This window comes from Deinococcus radiotolerans (assembly GCF_014647435.1).
Classification (GTDB): domain Bacteria; phylum Deinococcota; class Deinococci; order Deinococcales; family Deinococcaceae; genus Deinococcus; species Deinococcus radiotolerans.
Genome location: NZ_BMPE01000001.1, coordinates 1,171,328 through 1,186,593 on the forward strand (window position 1 = coordinate 1,171,328; position 15,266 = coordinate 1,186,593).

The following is a 15,266-nucleotide window of genomic DNA, read 5'->3' on the forward strand; positions in this document are numbered from 1 at the left end:
TCTGACCTACCCGGCGCGGGCGTCGTCGTGCTGGCGGATGCTCAGGACGCGGCTGGCGCCGGTCTGGTCGGTGGTGACGCCCCACAGGGCGTGCGCGACTTCCATGGTGGCTTTCTGGTGCGTGACAAGCAGGAACTGCGCGCCGCGTTCACTGAAGCGCTTCAGGAAGGCGGTGAAGCGGCGGATGTTCGCCTCGTCCAGCGGGGCGTCCACCTCATCCAGGACGGCCAGGGGGAGGCCGCCGGCGCTGCCTTCGCCGCCCGCGTGATTCAGGGCGAACAGGAAGCCCAGGCCGGCCATGGTGCGCTCCCCGGCGGAGAGCAGGGTCATGGAGCGGGTGCGTTTCCCGCGGGGTTGCACGGCGAGGCGCAGGCCGCGAAGGATGCCCTGATCGTCCGTTTCGGGTTCCAGGTCGCCCTGCCCGCCGAGGAGTTCGGTGCTGTACTCGCGGAAGGCGGTGTTCACGCGGTCGAAGGCGGCGCGGGTGGCATGTTCCTCGGCGGTCTGGAGTTCCCCGAGATGTGCGCGGAGTTCCTGCGCGGCAGCGTCCGCGTCGTGCAGTTCAGCCCGCTGGGCGCCGAGCAGCTCGGCTTCGGCGGCGTGATCGGCCTCGGCGCGGGCGTTCACGGGCCCCAGGGCGTCCAGCGCGGCGCGGGTGCGGGTCAGTTCGGCCGTCCACTCGCGGGGGGTGCCGGGCGGGAGGCAGCCGTCGGGAATGACTTCCAGGCTGCCCTCACGCCGGGCGATCAGGAGGCGCAGGTCGTCCAGGCGGGCGCGGGCCTTGTTCTGCGTGCCGATCAGGTTCGCGTACTGCTGCGCGGCCTGTTCGCGGGTGTACTCGGCGCGGGCGTACTCGTTCTCGTCGAGAGTGCCGAGCGCGGCCTCGCGGCGGGCCACCTCGGCGCGGGCGGCGTCCAGCACGGCGTCCTGGGCGGTCAGCGAGGTGGCGTTCGTGTCCAGGCGGGCGCGGAGGTCCCCGGCGCGGGCGCGCCCGGTGCGGTAGGCGCGCCACGCGGCGTCCGCCTGCTGCGCCAGGGCGAGGGATTCGGCGGCGTGGCGTTCCTGCGCGCGGTGCGTCTCGGCGTCACCGCGGGTGGCCTGGAGGTTGGCGGTCAGGGCGTCCACGTCCGGCAGGGTCTCGCCGGGTGCGAGGGGTTCGGGTTCGTCAGGGCCCAGGCGGCCAGCGAGGCGGTCGTGGTTCGCCTGGAGGCTGCGGGTCTGCGCGCCCAGTTCAGTCACGCGGCGCTCGGCGCCCGCTTCCTCCTGCGCGGCGCGTTCGCGGGCGGCGAGCAGGGTGTCGTGCCGTTCAGCGCTGCCCGCCAGGGTCGCCTCAACTTTTTTCAGTTCGGCCGTCAGGCGGCTGCTCTGACGGTCGGCGTCCTCGAGTTCCGCGTCGAGTTCCTGGAAGCGGCGCTGGTCGCCCAGGACGCCGCTGCCGGTGTCGCGGGCGCGGCCCCCGGTGATCGCGCCGCCGGGTTCGACGAGTTCGCCGTCCAGCGTGACGAGGCGGGGGCGGCTGGCGTGCGCGCGGGCGATGCGGTTCGCGGCGCGCAGGTCGCGGACGACCAGGGTGTCGGCCAGGATGCTCTCGGCGACCAGGGGCGGGTCGCTGGGGCACAGGTCGGCGAGGTTGCCGATCACGCCGTCCTCGCGCAGCAGCGTGCCGTCGCGGCGGGGCCGGGCGCGGATGAGGTCCAGCGGGAGGAAGGTGGCGCGGCCCCCCACGCGCTTGAGCTCGTCGATGATCTCGCGGGCGTCGTCGGCGCGGTTCACGACAACCTGTTCCAGGCGGCGGCCCAGCGCGGCGCCCAGCGCGGTCTCGTACTCGGCGGGCACGGTCAGCAGGTCCGCGACCGAGCCGACGATGCCCGGGTGGTCGAGACGCAGGGCGTTGCGGGCGCCCTCGCCGTAGCGGGCGTAGGAGTTCAGGGTCTGTTCCAGCCGGTCGCGTTCGCGCCTCAGCGGAGCGACGCTGGCGTTCACGCGGGCCAGTTCGCCCCGCAGGTGCCGATCATGGTGGACAGCGGCCTCACGCTCTTCACGAACACTCAGATATGCCTGCTCGGCCTGCTCCCGCGCGGCGCGGGCGTGCCCGAGGCGCTCCTGTGCGGCGTCCAGCGCTTCACGGGCCTGGGTCAGGTTGCCCTGGGCGCGTTCGAACTCGGCGCGGATCGTCTCACGGCTGGCGTCCTGGCGGGCGGCGGCCTCGGCGGCGCGGGCGGCCAGAGTGCGGGCGCGGGTCAGGTCGGCGTCCAGGGTGCGGGCGCGGCGTTCGGCGGCGTCCGCCTGCGCGCGCGCCTGGGTCAGCGCGGCGTCCAGCGCGGTGAGGTCCGGGGCAGGCTGCTCGGGCGGCGTGCGGGGCAGCGCGTCCAGTTCGGCCGTCAGGGTGCGGCGTTCGGCGTCCAGGTGGGCGCGGTAGCGGTCGGCCTGCGCGGCGGCGTCGCGGGCGGCACGCAGTGTGTCGAGCGCCCCGGCGTACGCGTCGCGTCGCGCGCGGGCCTCCTGCGCGGCGTCACGGGCGGCGTCCACGGCGGTCGCGGCGGCCTGCACCTCGGCGGCCAGGGCGGCGCTGCGGGCCTCCAGTTCACTGGCTTCGCTGCGGGCGGCGAAGACCTCGCGGGCCAGGGTCAGCTGCCGGTCGCGGCGCAGGGCGTCCTCCAGCGTCAGCCCCCGGCCGCTCAGGTCGCGGTGGGTGCGGGCGTCCTGCGCGGCGCGCGCCAGTCGTTCCAGCGCGGCCTCGCGTTCGTTCAGCACCAGCCGCAGCGAATCCAGGTGCGTGTCCGCCTCGCGCAGGCGCGCCTCGGTCTCCTGGCGGGCGGTGACGGCGCGGGACAGCCCGGCGGCCTCCTGCACGTAGCCCAGCAGGGTCCTGCCTTCGGCCTGCACGACGCCGCTCACCTCGCCCTGCCCGATCACGGCCAGTCCACCGGGGCCCAGGCCGGTGCCGCGCAGCGCGCCCTGCACGTCCCTCGCGCGCACGCCGCGCCCGTTCAGGTCCTGCTCGCCGGTCCCGTCGCGGTACACGCGCCGCGCGAGGTTCACGCGCTCCCCGGCGGGCGTCACGAGTTCCAGCTGCACCTCCGCCAGGCCCAGCGGGGCCTTGCCGCCGCTGCCGTGGAAGATCAGTTCGGTGCCGCGCCCGGCGCGCAGGTCGCGCGCGCGGGCCTGATGGGTGGCCCAGCGGATGGCTTCCACAACGTTGCTCTTGCCGCTGCCGTTCGGGCCGATGACGGCACTGACGCCCGGCCCGAATTCCAGGCGGGTGCGGTCGGCGAAGCTCTTGAAGCCCTGCAGGGTGACGCTCTGAAGCATGGTTACTGGTCAGCGCCGGGCGTCACTGGTCGGCGCAGTCTCCGGCGGCGAAGGGCTGCGTCAGGTCCATGCGGCCCAGCGCCTCCACGTTCTGCCCGCCCACCAGGAAGGTCACGTCCAGGCCCTTCTGCTCGATCAGGGTGCGGGTCAGGGTGCACAGCAGCATGCGCTCGCCGCTGGGGCCGTAGCGCAGCTTGGTGTACGCGTCAGGCAGGTCCACGTAGTAGTGCTGGCCGCGCAGGTACACCTTCGGGGCAGGCGTCCCGGCGGGCACGACGCCCAAGAAGCTCTTGTCGTACGGGCCGCGCGCCCAGACGTCCACGGCGGCCTGCGCGACCGAGCGGGTGTTCGTGCGGGACACCTGCACGGTGCGGGTCTCGGGCTTCAGGTTCTGCACCTGCGGGTCGGTGAAGTACACCTTGACCTTCAGGGCCTGCCGTTCAGTCAGGTCCAGTTTGGGCGGCTCGGGCGTGGGCGGCGTGCGCTGCACCGCCTGAAGGGCCAGGACGGACGCGGCCAGCAGCGCGGCAGCCACGACGTTGAACGGCGAGAACAGTTTGCGCGGGACGCTCACTGCGCCCCTCCCGGCGCGCTGAGGTTCGCGTTGTTGTTCGCGCGGGCCGTGAGGTACGTGGCGACCGAGCGGGCCACCGCCACCGACAGGATCTTCTGCCGCGCGGCGCTGCCGAGCGTGGCGAGGTCCTGCGCGTTGTTCGCCCAGCCGAGTTCCAGCAGCAGCGCCGCCTGGGGGGCCTCCCCGAGGCTCTGCACGCGGCTGATGCTCTCCTGCTTTGCGGTCACGCCGCCACCCTTGAGTTCACCGCGCAGCAGTTCCCCCAGGCGGCGGGTGCTGCCCGCCCCGGCCACAACCAGGCTGCTGTACGGGACGCTGCTGCCGCCGCGCAGGCTGTTGATCAGCTGGCTGCTGGCGCGGCCCGTCTGCTCGTACACGGTCACGCCGCTGCGCCGCGCGCCGGGCAGGCGGCCCAGGTCAAGCGCCAGGTACACGTCGCTCTGGCGGGCCAGGGTCAGGACCTCGTCGCGACTGAGGTTGGCGCCGCTGCTGCGCGTGACCCGCACCTGCCAGCCCTTCTCGGCCAGGAGCTGCGCGGCCTGCCGGGCGACTTCCAGGGTCACGTCGCCACTCACGCCGGGCACCACGGCCGGGTCCAGGATGATCAGGGGCGCGTTGATGCGCGCCAGAAGTTCCGGGGCGCTGCTGGGCACGCCAGGCCCGGCGTCCACGACGACGCGCACGCCGCTGCCGCGCACGACCTTGAACACGCGGTACCCGCTGCTGGCCGGGAGGGGCAGCGTGACGGTCAGGTCGCTGCCCGTCCGGGCCACGTCGGCGCTGGGCACGAACGCGCCGCGGGTGGTGTAGCGCCGCGCGTCGCCCTGAAGGCCCTTCAGGGTCAGGACCACGCGGTCGCCGCGCTGCTCGTCACTGACCTGCACGTCGCGGCTGAGGTCGAGCACCAAGCGGTCGGAGTCACGTCCGGCGCGGCTGCTGACGCTCACGAGTTTCGGCGCGGCCAGCGTGAACTTGCCCTGCTCGTACTGGGCGCCCAGACCGCTGGCCAGGGTCTCCAGCGGCAGGTACAGGTTGCCGTTCACGCGGGTGGCGGTGCGGCCCTGCACGCGGCGCGTGTCGAGCTGTACGGTGTTGAAGGACGTCGTGGCGCGCTGCTGGTTCTCATCGAGGGGAAGCAGCAGCGTGTGGCCCAGACCGGTCACGCGGACCACGCCGCTGTCCTCGGTGATGCTCAGCAGGCCGCTCAGGTTGCTCTGGCTGGCGTACTCCGCACCGTACAGCTGGATGCTCTGCACGTCACGCCCGGCGAGGTTCAGGCGGGAGAAGGCGATCTGCGCGCCGGCCAGACCGATCAGGAACAGGCTGGCGGCCGCGGCGGTCAGGGCGGTGCGGCGGCCCGGGGCGCGCAGCCTCACAGTTCGCGCAGCTCCCGGCGCACGGTCTTCTCGGCTTCCGCGCGGCGCTTGTCATGCAGTTTCTTGCCGCGCGCCAGGGCCACTTCCACCTTGAAGAACCGGCCCTTCTGGTACAGGCGGGTGGGGACCAGCGTCAGGCCTTTCTGTTCCAGGCCGCGCTTGACCTTGCCGATCTCCTCGCGGTGCAGCAGCAGGCGGCGGGTGCGGCGGGGCTCGTGGTTGTTGTACGTCGCTTCCTTGTAGGTCGGGATGTACAGGCCTTCCAGGTCGATGTTGCCGCCGTGGAGGCGGGCGAAGGCGTCGCGGAAGTCCACGCCGCCCGCGCGGATGCTCTTGACTTCACTGCCGGTCAGGCTGATCCCCGCCTCGAAGCGCTCCAGCAGTTCGTACTCGTAATGAGCGCGGCGGTTCGTGTACACCCGGGCATTCTAGCAGCACGGGGAAAAACTGGTGATGGTGAAAAGGTGATGGTTGATGGACGGGACGCTGGCCCCATCCATCAACCATCGACCATGCTCCGGCTACTTCTTCGGGGGGCGGCTGGGGCGCACTTCGACGCGGCTGGGCAGGGTGCGCTCGGGCATGTGCAGGAGGTCGACGGTCAGCTGCGCGAGGTCCTCGGGCTGGATCTTCCAGGCGTCCCTGTCCGCGTCGGGCGTGTGCCCGGCGAAGTGCGTGGCGACGCTGCCGGGCATGATCTGCGTGACCTTGATCCCACGGTCGCGCAGGTCGAGGTTCAGCACCTCACTGAGGCCGTTCAGGCCGAACTTGCTGGCGTTGTACGCGCCGCCGCCCGGCAGGGGGTTCTTCCCGGCGAGGCTGGAGAGCGTGAAGATGTACCCGCCACGCTCGGTCAGGGCAGGAATGGCGGCCTTGACGGTGTAGAACGCGCCGCTGAGGTTCGTGTCGATCACGTCCTGCCACTGCTCGATGCTCAGGTCCGCCACGTTCCCGAAGTGCCCGACGCCCGCGTTCACGAACAGGACGTCCAGCCCGCCGAAGGCGGCCACGTGCGCGTCCACGGCAGCCTGCACGGCGTGCGGGTCTTTCACGTCGCAGGCAAAGCCGCGGGCGTGCCCGCCCAGTTCGCCTGCCACCTGCTCGATCTCGGCGGCGTTGCGGCTGGTGATGGTCACGGCGTACCCGTCGGCGATCAGGGCCTGCGCGACGGCGTGCCCGATGCCCTTGCTGGCTCCGGTGATGAAAGCACTCTTCTGGGTGGTCTGCGTCATGGGCGGCACCCTAACACGCCCCCACCGGAAGACCGTATGAAAAGCAAAGCAGTATGAAGCCGCGCCGCCCAGTCCGGGCGGCGCGCAGCGTCAGGTCAGCGGGGCAGGCGGGCGGCCAGCTGGTCGTACATGTAGTTCACGAACTCCGCGCGGTAGCGCAGCAGCACGCTGATACCGAACGTGTCGCTCAGGACGTACTTCTGCCCCTGCGGCAGCTGGAATTCCAGGCGGGCACCCAGCTTGTTCCAGGGCACCAGGGCGCTGGGCGCCACGAACACCGGCCGGACCTGAATGGCGTTCGCGCTGGCGGCAGAGGCAATGGTGGCCTGCGGGTAGCGGCGTTTCAGGGCGCCGGCGCTGTCGCGGCGCATGGCGGCGAGGATGCTCTGGCGCTGCTCGGCGTTCACGAGGTTCTGGTTGCCCTCGATGACGGGGTCCAGGATCACGTACGTAGCGGCGCGCAGCTGCCCGGCATTCGGGCTGGGGGTCTGCGCGGACGCGGCGCCCAGCAGCAGCAGGGCGAGGAGGGCCGTTCGGGTCAGGTGGGCGTTCATGCGAGTCAGTGCATCACACCCTGCCTGACGGGGCGTGAAGTGCGCGTGAGGGTCACCCCGGGCCCGGTGGCCTCCCGGGCTCACGCGTAGAGTGAGGCGCATGCAGGATCTCCTCTTGATCATGCGGCGCCTGCGCGCGCCGGACGGCTGCCCCTGGGACCGCGAGCAGACGCATGAGTCCCTGCGCCCCTACCTGCTGGAGGAAGCGGCCGAGGCGGCCGACGCCGTGAGCAGCCCCGACCGGGCCGAGCTGGCCGACGAGTTGGGGGACGTGCTGTTGCAGGTGGCGTTTCACAGCGTGATTGCCGAGGAGGCGGGCACGTTCACTTACGCGGACGTGGAGCGCGCCATCGTGGAGAAACTAGTGCGGCGCCACCCGCACGTGTTCGCCCAGGCGAGCGTGAGTGGCAGTGAGGAGGTCGTCACGAACTGGCAGGCCATCAAGGCGGCCGAGCGGGGGGGCCGGGTGCGCCGTCCGGAGGACCGGGTGCCCGCCGGTCTGGGCGCCCTGGCGCGCGAGGCGAAAACGCAGCGGCTGGCCGGACAAGTGAAGACCACGCCGGACGCGGCCCGCGCCGCGCTGCTGAGCGCCGCCCAGGCGGCCCCCGACTCGGCTCAGGGTGTGGCGGAGGTGCTCGCCGCCGCCGTGGCGTGGGCGCGCGCGGCGGGCGTGGACCCCGAACTGGCCCTGCGCGAGCGGACGCTGGACACCCTGCACGCCCTGTCCGGCGAGGGTGAGGAGACCGCGTGAGCGATCCGCTGGACGCCGCCCTGAACGACCCGTGGGTGACGTGGCTGGGGGGGCGCGAGCGGCGCACCCTGCACCTGCCGGAGTACCGGCGCGCGGCGGTCCTGGTGGGCCTCACGCGCGAGGCAGACGCGCGGGTGCTGCTGACGCTGCGCTCACCGGACCTGCCCACCCACCAGGGGCAGATCAGTTTCCCCGGCGGCAGCCTGGAGCGCGGCGAGACGCCCGTGCAGGCGGCGCTGCGTGAGGCGCAGGAGGAGGTCGGACTGGACCCGGATCAGGTGGCGGTGCTGGGCGAACTGGATGACGTGTTCACCCCGGTGGGGTTTCACGTGACGCCCGTTCTGGCGCGCATCCCGGCCCAGCCGACCCTGACCCTGTCCGGCGAGGTCGCGCAGCTGCTGCTGCCCACGCTGTCCGAGCTGCGCGCCGTGCCCATGACGCGGGAGACCCGCACGCTGCCGGACGGGACGCATGTGCCCCTCTACCGCTACCCGTGGCAGGGTCATGACATCTGGGGGATGACGGCGCGGGTCCTGCATGATCTCCTCGGGGGCGGCCCCGCCTGAACAGGGAAACGGCCCCCACCCGGGAGGGGCAGGGGCCGTGAGGGACCGGGTTTAGCGGCTGGGGGTGATGGTGATCTGGCCGTTCTTCGTGATGTTGTAGTTGCTCACGAAGGTGCGGTAGCCGGGGGCGATCATCACGATCTCGTGGGTGCCGCCGTCCAGCTGGAGGTCCAGGCCGCCGTTGCGGATGGTGCCGGCTTCCTGGCCGTCCACGAACACGCGCGCGCCGGTGACGCTGCTGCGGATCGCGACCGTAAAGGCGCTGGGGGTGGGCGTGACGACCGCCTGCGCGAACTCGACGTTCACGTTGGTGGTGCTGCCACCCTTGATGGCGACGGTGGTCGTGAAGTCACGGTAGCCGGGGGCCTGCACGCGGATGGGGTAGCTGCCGGCCTTCAGGTTGCTGTAGGTGACGTTCGCGCCGCCCAGTCGCTGGCCGTTCAGGATCACGGTAGCGTTGGCGACGTTCGTGCCGACGAACAGGCTACCGGTGCTGATGGGCGTGCGGCCCGCGACCGTGTAGAAGGCGGTGTCGCTGACCCAGCTGTTCTGCGGCAGGGGGTTCACGACGATGCTCAGCGCCTGCGCCAGGCCCGCCTGATTCTTGGCGTTCACGGTGGCGAACTGGTCCTGCGCGGTCTTGAAGGAGCTGATCTGATCAAGGTTCAGCGGCGTGAGGCTGGCCAGGGCCAGGACCTTGTTCTGCCCGATGGGGCCCGCGACCGTGAAGTTGAACTTGTCCTCGGCGGCGGGGAACACCTTGGTGGTGTTGGCCTTGACGAGGTTGCTGTCGCTCAGGCGGTTGGGGAGGATCTGGTCGACGCTGCCGTCGGGGTTCACGTTGAACAGGTACACGTAAGCGTCACGGTTGACGGTGGTGCTGATGCTGATCTTGTCACCCACGCGGTAGGCGGGGTTCTGGTTGCCGCTGGTGTCCTTGTCCACACGGACGCTGACGCTCAGGTCCGGCTGGGTGGGGTTCACGATGATGCTCTGGGCGCTGATCTTGGGGGCAGCGGCGGCGGTGCTCAGGAGCATCGCGGCTGGAATCAGAAGAAGTTTGTTCATGTGGTACCTCCGACAGTGAGCCTAAGGCCGCGTGCATGACGCGCCGTGAGCCGGAGCATCGGCAATGTTAATGGTGCTTCAGGCCACCGTCAGCTTCAAGGATGGCAGGCGATCTGGGTCGTTCCAGCCGTCCTGCACGGCATGCGTACCGCTCTGGCGTCTCTCACAATAAATAAAGGGGTCTTAACGCAAGCTTCAGAGACCGTCAGCTCTGGAGGTCCACACAATGACCGCGTTACTCCGCCGTCTTTTTAGACCCCATCTCTCTAGCTGCCGTCCCCCGCCCCCACGCCCCGCCAGGGCCGTCCCATCACCGCTCTGGAACTTCTACGCGCCCTCGGCTGCGACGAGTAAACCGCAGGCGCGTTTACTCTGGACTTCAGGCTGGCCCGCCACGCTCCCAGGGTGTCCGTGCGTCACGCGCCGAGGAGGTCAGGCCGACCGGTCCCCGCCCATCTGAGCGGGTAAATCGCGCCTGAAACGACGGGAGCGCCGGGCCGCAGGTTTCACTGCGATCCGGCGCTCTCCCCTTTGCTCTGGTCTGCCGCTCAGCGGTACTGGGCCAGATCACCGGTGATGCGGTACGCCTTGCCCTGACTGTCCTGGAAGGCCAGGGTGAACTGGCCCGTGGTGGGCAGGTTCGCCCCGCGGAAGGCGTACGTGACGACGCCCAGGTTCCGGAAGGTGGCGCGCCCGCTGGGCAGGGTGAAGTTGTCCACGTAGGGACCGTCAATGACGGGCGTGGCCGTGAAGGTGCGGTTCCCGACCTGCAAGGTGGCGGGCCGGAAGAAGTCGAGGTAGCTGCGCTCGCGCTGAGTAGGGGGCGTGACGGGGGTGGTGCGGTAGGCTAGCTGCCACTGCTCGCCTTCCTCATCCACGGCGAAGGGGCTGTGCGTGTAGATGCGGAAACTCAGGGTGTTCGCCACCTGACGGGCCAGCGCGGTGGCCTGCGCGGCGCTGAGTGGCTGGGCTTCCAGGTGGGACAGGTACGACTCGTACTGCACCTTCTCGAAGGGCGTGCTGAGGACCACGCCGTCCACCTCGGGGGAGTTGGGGTGCAGGATCACGTCGGCGTTGAACTGCCGCAGCAGGTACGGGCCGAGCTGGTACCCGGCGTCGGTGATGTTCATGGCGGCGCCGGCCGCCCGGGCCTGCTCGACCTGCGCCGCGCTCAGGGTGAGGGTCACGGCGGCCGCTGGCGTGCTCCACGCGCCCAGCAGGATCAGGCTGGCAAGGGCAAGTCGGTTCATTTGAGGGTGTAGATCGCGACGCGGCCCGTGACGTTCTTGCCGCTGACGGCGCCCTTGGAGGTGTTCCCGGCAATCACTGCGAAGTACTGCTGTCCGCCGACCGTGTACGTCGAGACGCCGCCGCCGATGAGGGCGCCGTCAATGTTGTCCTTGAACAGGACCTTCCCGCTGCGGGAGTCCAGGGCGAAGAAGGTGCCGTCCATGGCGCCGCCCAGCGTGAGGTTCCCGCCGGTGGTCGTGACGCCGCCGACGATGCGGACACCCGGGGTGCTGTAGCGCCAGCGTTCCTGCCCGGTGGCCGCGTCGAAGGACACGGCGTTGCCGATGGCCTTGCCCGCCGGGTCGAGCTGCATGGAGCCGCCGAAGAACAGCTGACCCTTGATCAGGCGCACCTCGCCGAGTTTCACGACGCCACACCAGTCGACGGTGGGGACGACCAGGGTGTTGTTCAGCTGGTCGAAGGACGGCCCGGACCACTGCGTGCCCGCCGAGTAGTTCGGGCAGATGTTCAGGCCCGCGCGGGTGGTGGGTTTCTCCTGGTTGGTGACCTTGATGGTCGCCTGCTTGAACACCTGGTTCTTGGCGGTCTCGTCGTAACTGAATAGCCACCCGGCCTTCGTGGCGACCGCCATGCGCTTCTGGCCGTTCACGTCGTACAGGACGGGCGCGGCGGCCGTGTCGTAGTCCTTGTCGTCGTTGCGGATCTGCTGGTAGTGATGGTCGTACGCGCCGGTCTCGGCGTTCAGGGCCACGACGCTGTTCGTGAAGAGGTTGTCGCCGGGCCGGTACTGCGCGGCGAAGTCCGGGGCGGGGTTGCCGACCGAGACGTACAGCATGCCGGTGGCCGCGTCGATGGTGTAGCTCGTCCAGGTGCTGCCGCCGCCGGTGGCGGTCGAGTCGGCCTTCTGCCAGGTGTTCGCGCCGTACTGCGAGCCGGTCGGGATCAGGTCGAAGGTCCAGGCTTTCTTGCCGGTCTTCGCGTCGAAGGCGTACATGTGGGCCTTGATGCCCCAGTCGGCGCCGGCCTCTCCGATGTAGACCTTGCCGTTGTAGACGACGGGCGCGGCGGACAGGAAGTACCCCACGCTGGAGTCCGCGACTTTCGTGTCCCACAGGGGCTTGCCAGTCCCGGCGTCCAGGGCGATCAGGTGCGCGTCGGGCGTACCGCGGTAGATCACGCCGTCGGCGATGGCCACGCCGCGGTTGGTGGTCAGGACGGACGTGCCGGTCGGCTTGTACTTGTGCACCCACAGGGGTTTGCAGGTGGCGGCGTCAATGGCGAACGTGCGGTACATCTGCGTGAAGAACAGCACGCCCTTGTACATCTGCGGGGTGGCCTGGAAGCCGCCGTCGTCCTTGGTGTCGAAGGTGCACACGCGGCGCAGGCCGCTGACGTTGTCCGCGTTGACCTGATCCAGCGGGGAGTACCGCTGGCCCATGTAGCCCTTGTTGTACATCAGCCAGGAGTCGGTGGCCTGGTCGGCGTTGTTCAGTTCCTCCTGGCTGGGTCCCGAGACGGCCAGGGCTGGGCTGAGCAGAGCGGAGAGCAGGAGACTCGCGGCGCACAGATGTTTCTTCATGGTTCCCTCCGGGGGACGGCACTCGTGCCGTGAGACAGGACGGCCCTGCCGGTCACGGACGTGACCGGATGCGGGCGCAGCCAGGACTTGTGGGGCTTTACTTCTTGAAGGTGCCGGTCTTCAGGGCGCTGGCGGTCAGGGGTTTGGCGCTGGGCTTGAAACCGTTTTTCTGGAGGACGTACGCCACGAGATTCAGGTACTCGGCGGGTTTGAGGCTGCCGGGTTTGGTCTGCGGCATGGTGCTGGTCATGATGAAATGGAAGTCGTCGAGGGAGTTGGCCGCCCATTTCTTCAGGAATTCAGGGCCGGCCAGTTTGGGCGCGCCGCCGTTGTTCAGTGCGGCGCCGTGGCAGGCCGCGCACTGCGCTTTGTAGACTTTCGCGCCCGCGTCCGCCTGCGCCTTGGTGAAGGCGGGGGGCGCGGCGAGGGCGGCACTGGCCACCAGGCTAATCAGGAGGGCAACGGACTGGGCTGGACGGGGCATCGGGACTCCTTGGGGTCATCAGGGGCAGGATCAGGCGGGTGACCTCCTGAACGGCGTCGTCCACGGTGGCCTGCGCCGTGTGCAGTCGCGCCAGGAAGAAGCGTTCCGTCAGTCCCACGTAGGCTTGAGCGAGACTTTCCGCGGGGATGTCACTGTTGATCAGGCCGCGCGTCTGCGCGTCCTGGAAGGTGCGGGTGTAGATCTGAATGAACGGTTCGTAACGGTCCGGATTCTTGTTGTTCTCCTCCAGCACCAGTCGGGTCAGTTCCGGGTCTTCCATCAGCAGGGCGTAGAGGTTGTGCAGACCGGTCTGCAGGTGTTCGCGCAGGGTGCGCGTGCCGGGGTCGGCGAGGATGTGGGCGGCGGCGTCCCACCAGGTTTCCAGCGTGCCGGTGATGATGGACTCGTAGGCGGCTTCCTTGCTGGGCCAGGTGCGGTAGAAGGTGGGTTGCGTGAGCTGCGCCGCCGCGACGATGGAACTGACCTTGGTGCCGTGCAGACCGTGCCGCGCGAACTCGCGGATGGCAGCCGAGCGCAGCCGCTGGGTGTTCAGCAGATGCCTTCTGGTCTGTGGATGGAGAGCAGAGCCTGAGCGCCCGATACTCCTCAACCTCCTTTCAACTTTGTGTATGAGTATGCTAAGAGCGTGTAGATGTACTCTCAAGTCCGGTTTGAGTACGTTTGGAAGCGCTGGTGTCAACCAATTCCTGACGACGTGCACGACAGGCCACGCTGACCCTATTTCTCTCCAGACGAAAACGGTTCCGTGGGCAGCGTCGGGTGGATCCAGGAGAGCGGCATCCTCCGCTCATACTTATGCGCACACCACACACGGGGACAGCACCCTCCCAGGATGCACCTGAACTGAGCGGGGGACTTGTACTAGCCTGGACCCATGCTCTGCCTGCTGCCCGCTCCCCTGTGCCCCCCGGGTCGGCCCGCGTGACGGCCGCGCTGATTGTCGTCGCCACGGCCGGCGAGGCCGCGCGACTGGCGGATCTGCACGCCCGGGTGGTCGTGAGCGGCGTCGGGCCGGTCGCGGCGGCCCTGGCCACGCAGCGCGCCCTGGCGCAGGCTCCGGCGCGACTGGTGATCAGCGCTGGCATTGGCGGCGCGTACCCGGACAGTGGCCTGCGCCCCGCTGATCTGGCGGTGTCCAGCGTCATGGTGCAGGCAGACCTGGGCGCCTGGGACGGGGACGGGTTCATGCCGTTGGCTGCGCTGGGCCTGTCGGTCCGGCCGGACGCGGCGCAGGACGCGGTCTTCACGGCGTGGGTGCGCGCGCCGCAGGTGGCGGTCCGTGCAGGCGCGGCGCTGGGGCCCGCCCTGACCCTGAGTGGCGTGACGGGCAGCCTCGCGCAGGCCGCGGCGCTTGAAGCCCGGCATCCGGGCGCGCTGTGCGAGGGTATGGAGGGCGCGGGGGTGGCGCACGCAGCCCTACTGGCGGGCGTTCCGGCGCTGGAGGTGCGCGGCATCAGCAACCCGGTCGGTCCGCGCGACCGGCAGGCGTGGCGCATCCCCGAGGCGCTGGCGGCCACCCGCCGGGGCGTGCAGGCCGCGCTGGAGGAACTGCTGATCAGTGAGGCGTGAGCGGTGGGCAGCGGCCCTCTCCCTGCGGATCAGGCGGGCGCCCTGAGTCCGTTCCCGCTGCGGTTACAGCAGGCGGCCGTCGTCGGGGAAGTCGAGCGGGTCCGGGGTCTGCACGGGCACACCGTGGGCGTTGAGGGCCTCGCGCAGCATGGGGATGTTCTTCAGCGCGTGGCCCTTGGTGGTGTTCTCGAAGAACACGTACAGTTCGCTCAGGTCCTCGGCGACCAGCGCGATCTTCTGCGCCCACTCGTCCATCTCGTCCCGTGAGTAGCGGTAGTCGTGCCGTTCGGCGGCGCTCTGGCCGTCCCACCAGTTCGCGGCGTTGCGGCCGTGCAGGCGCAGGTAGCCCACGTCGGCCGTGACGTGCAGTTGCGGTTCGGGCAGCCCGCCGGCGGGCGGGTAGTCGGGGCTGACCCAGATGACGCCGCGTTCAGCCATGCCCTCGCGGACCTCGGGGAGGTCCCAGCCTTCATGCCGGATCTCGACGGCCAGTTCATGCCCGGCGAAGCGTTCCGTGAGCATCTGCAGGTAGCGGCGGTTGGCAGCCGTGCGGTGGAAGGAGTACGGGAACTGCGCCAGGTAGGGGCCCAGCACGCCCGCCTCGCGCAGCGGTTCGGGGCTTTGCAGCATGCGGTCGAAGTCCGCGTCGGTGGGGGCGCGGTCGTGCGTGAACACCCGGTGGAGTTTCACGGTGAAGCGCACCCGTCCGGCGCTCTTGCGGAGCATGCCCTCGAAGGCTTTCAGGCCGGGAATGCCGTAGAAGGAGGCGTTCAGTTCGGTGGCGTCGAAGTGCCGGGCGTAGGTGCTCAGGTAGTCGTCCTTGCGCACGCCGTCGTAGAGCAGGCCCGCCTGTGCCCAGTCGTCGTTGCTGTAGCCGCCGCAGCCGATGTACACGCGCATGCCTGTCAGGGTACCGCCCGGCGCGTGAG

15 protein-coding genes are annotated in these 15,266 nt (G+C 70.2%); 3 read left to right on the forward strand and 12 right to left on the reverse strand.

What is annotated here, in order from left to right; all coding sequences use genetic code 11:
* Window positions 1–6: 6 nt before the first annotated feature.
* The 6 genes from IEY63_RS05785 to IEY63_RS05810 form a co-directional block, all read right to left on the reverse strand.
* A complete protein-coding gene (locus IEY63_RS05785) occupies window positions 7–3,312 on the reverse strand; it encodes an SMC hinge domain-related protein (protein WP_189067946.1) in 3,306 nt (1,101 codons plus the stop codon).
* A 22-nt stretch (window positions 3,313–3,334) separates the two neighbouring features.
* Complete coding sequence (locus tag IEY63_RS05790) at window positions 3,335–3,886, reverse strand: GerMN domain-containing protein (RefSeq protein ID WP_189067947.1); 552 nt, start codon at window positions 3,884–3,886, stop codon at window positions 3,335–3,337.
* Entirely contained in the window at window positions 3,883–5,262 is a 1,380-nt protein-coding gene (locus IEY63_RS05795) for an N-acetylmuramoyl-L-alanine amidase (RefSeq protein WP_308425154.1), read from the reverse strand. Before IEY63_RS05795 ends, IEY63_RS05790 begins: the two co-directional genes overlap by 4 nt.
* Window positions 5,259–5,681: an SsrA-binding protein SmpB gene (gene smpB / locus IEY63_RS05800; protein WP_189067948.1), complete on the reverse strand. Its 423-nt coding sequence runs from the start codon at window positions 5,679–5,681 to the stop codon at window positions 5,259–5,261. Before smpB ends, IEY63_RS05795 begins: the two co-directional genes overlap by 4 nt.
* A 102-nt stretch (window positions 5,682–5,783) precedes the next feature.
* Entirely contained in the window at window positions 5,784–6,494 is a 711-nt protein-coding gene (locus IEY63_RS05805) for an SDR family oxidoreductase (RefSeq protein ID WP_189067949.1), read from the reverse strand.
* A gap of 95 nt (window positions 6,495–6,589) precedes the next feature.
* Window positions 6,590–7,048, reverse strand: coding sequence for a hypothetical protein (locus tag IEY63_RS05810; protein ID WP_189067950.1), 459 nt, complete (start codon window positions 7,046–7,048; stop codon window positions 6,590–6,592).
* Window positions 7,049–7,148: 100 nt separating this feature from the next.
* Between IEY63_RS05810 and IEY63_RS05815 the strand changes: the two genes are divergently transcribed.
* Entirely contained in the window at window positions 7,149–7,799 is a 651-nt protein-coding gene (locus IEY63_RS05815) for a MazG family protein (protein WP_189067951.1), read from the forward strand.
* Window positions 7,796–8,365 (forward strand): NUDIX hydrolase, encoded by a 570-nt coding sequence (locus IEY63_RS05820; RefSeq protein ID WP_229784502.1) that lies wholly within the window; start codon window positions 7,796–7,798, stop codon window positions 8,363–8,365. Before IEY63_RS05815 ends, IEY63_RS05820 begins: the two co-directional genes overlap by 4 nt.
* A 51-nt stretch (window positions 8,366–8,416) precedes the next feature.
* Here IEY63_RS05820 and IEY63_RS05825 read toward each other — a convergent pair whose 3' ends face one another.
* The 5 genes from IEY63_RS05825 to IEY63_RS05845 all read right to left on the reverse strand — a co-directional run bounded on the left by IEY63_RS05825 (window position 8,417) and on the right by IEY63_RS05845 (window position 13,357).
* Window positions 8,417–9,433, reverse strand: a complete 1,017-nt coding sequence (locus IEY63_RS05825) for a DUF4384 domain-containing protein (RefSeq protein WP_189067952.1) — start codon at window positions 9,431–9,433, stop codon at window positions 8,417–8,419.
* Between the two features lie 548 nt (window positions 9,434–9,981).
* Window positions 9,982–10,683, reverse strand: coding sequence for a hypothetical protein (locus IEY63_RS05830; RefSeq protein WP_189067953.1), 702 nt, complete (start codon window positions 10,681–10,683; stop codon window positions 9,982–9,984).
* On the reverse strand, window positions 10,680–12,263 hold the full coding sequence (locus IEY63_RS05835; RefSeq protein WP_189067954.1) for a pyrroloquinoline quinone-dependent dehydrogenase: 1,584 nt from the start codon (window positions 12,261–12,263) through the stop codon (window positions 10,680–10,682). The genes IEY63_RS05830 and IEY63_RS05835 overlap by 4 nt, the downstream gene beginning before the upstream one ends.
* A 97-nt stretch (window positions 12,264–12,360) precedes the next feature.
* Complete coding sequence (locus IEY63_RS05840) at window positions 12,361–12,747, reverse strand: c-type cytochrome (RefSeq protein WP_189067955.1); 387 nt, start codon at window positions 12,745–12,747, stop codon at window positions 12,361–12,363.
* A complete protein-coding gene (locus tag IEY63_RS05845; protein WP_189067956.1) occupies window positions 12,710–13,357 on the reverse strand; it encodes a TetR/AcrR family transcriptional regulator in 648 nt (215 codons plus the stop codon). The genes IEY63_RS05840 and IEY63_RS05845 overlap by 38 nt, the downstream gene beginning before the upstream one ends.
* A 332-nt stretch (window positions 13,358–13,689) precedes the next feature.
* On the opposite strand from IEY63_RS05845, the gene mqnB reads away from it, so the two are divergent.
* Window positions 13,690–14,337 (forward strand): futalosine hydrolase, encoded by a 648-nt coding sequence (mqnB, locus tag IEY63_RS05850; RefSeq protein WP_229784503.1) that lies wholly within the window; start codon window positions 13,690–13,692, stop codon window positions 14,335–14,337.
* Window positions 14,338–14,400: 63 nt separating this feature from the next.
* Here mqnB and IEY63_RS05855 read toward each other — a convergent pair whose 3' ends face one another.
* The gene (locus IEY63_RS05855) at window positions 14,401–15,237 is read right to left on the reverse strand and encodes a DUF72 domain-containing protein (protein ID WP_189067958.1); all 837 of its coding nucleotides are present in this window, start codon (window positions 15,235–15,237) and stop codon (window positions 14,401–14,403) included.
* Window positions 15,238–15,266 lie beyond the last annotated feature (29 nt).

Coding starts and splice junctions, on each gene's coding strand:
- IEY63_RS05785 (WP_189067946.1), bottom strand. CDS start 3,312: ATGCTTCAGAGCGTCACCCTGCAGGGCTTCAAGAGCTTCGCCGACCGC.
- IEY63_RS05805 (WP_189067949.1), bottom strand. CDS start 6,494: ATGACGCAGACCACCCAGAAGAGTGCTTTCATCACCGGAGCCAGCAAG.
- IEY63_RS05810 (WP_189067950.1), bottom strand. CDS start 7,048: ATGAACGCCCACCTGACCCGAACGGCCCTCCTCGCCCTGCTGCTGCTG.
- IEY63_RS05815 (WP_189067951.1), top strand. CDS start 7,149: ATGCAGGATCTCCTCTTGATCATGCGGCGCCTGCGCGCGCCGGACGGC.
- IEY63_RS05825 (WP_189067952.1), bottom strand. CDS start 9,433: ATGAACAAACTTCTTCTGATTCCAGCCGCGATGCTCCTGAGCACCGCC.
- IEY63_RS05830 (WP_189067953.1), bottom strand. CDS start 10,683: ATGAACCGACTTGCCCTTGCCAGCCTGATCCTGCTGGGCGCGTGGAGC.
- IEY63_RS05835 (WP_189067954.1), bottom strand. CDS start 12,263: ATGAAGAAACATCTGTGCGCCGCGAGTCTCCTGCTCTCCGCTCTGCTC.
- IEY63_RS05840 (WP_189067955.1), bottom strand. CDS start 12,747: ATGCCCCGTCCAGCCCAGTCCGTTGCCCTCCTGATTAGCCTGGTGGCC.
- IEY63_RS05855 (WP_189067958.1), bottom strand. CDS start 15,237: ATGCGCGTGTACATCGGCTGCGGCGGCTACAGCAACGACGACTGGGCA.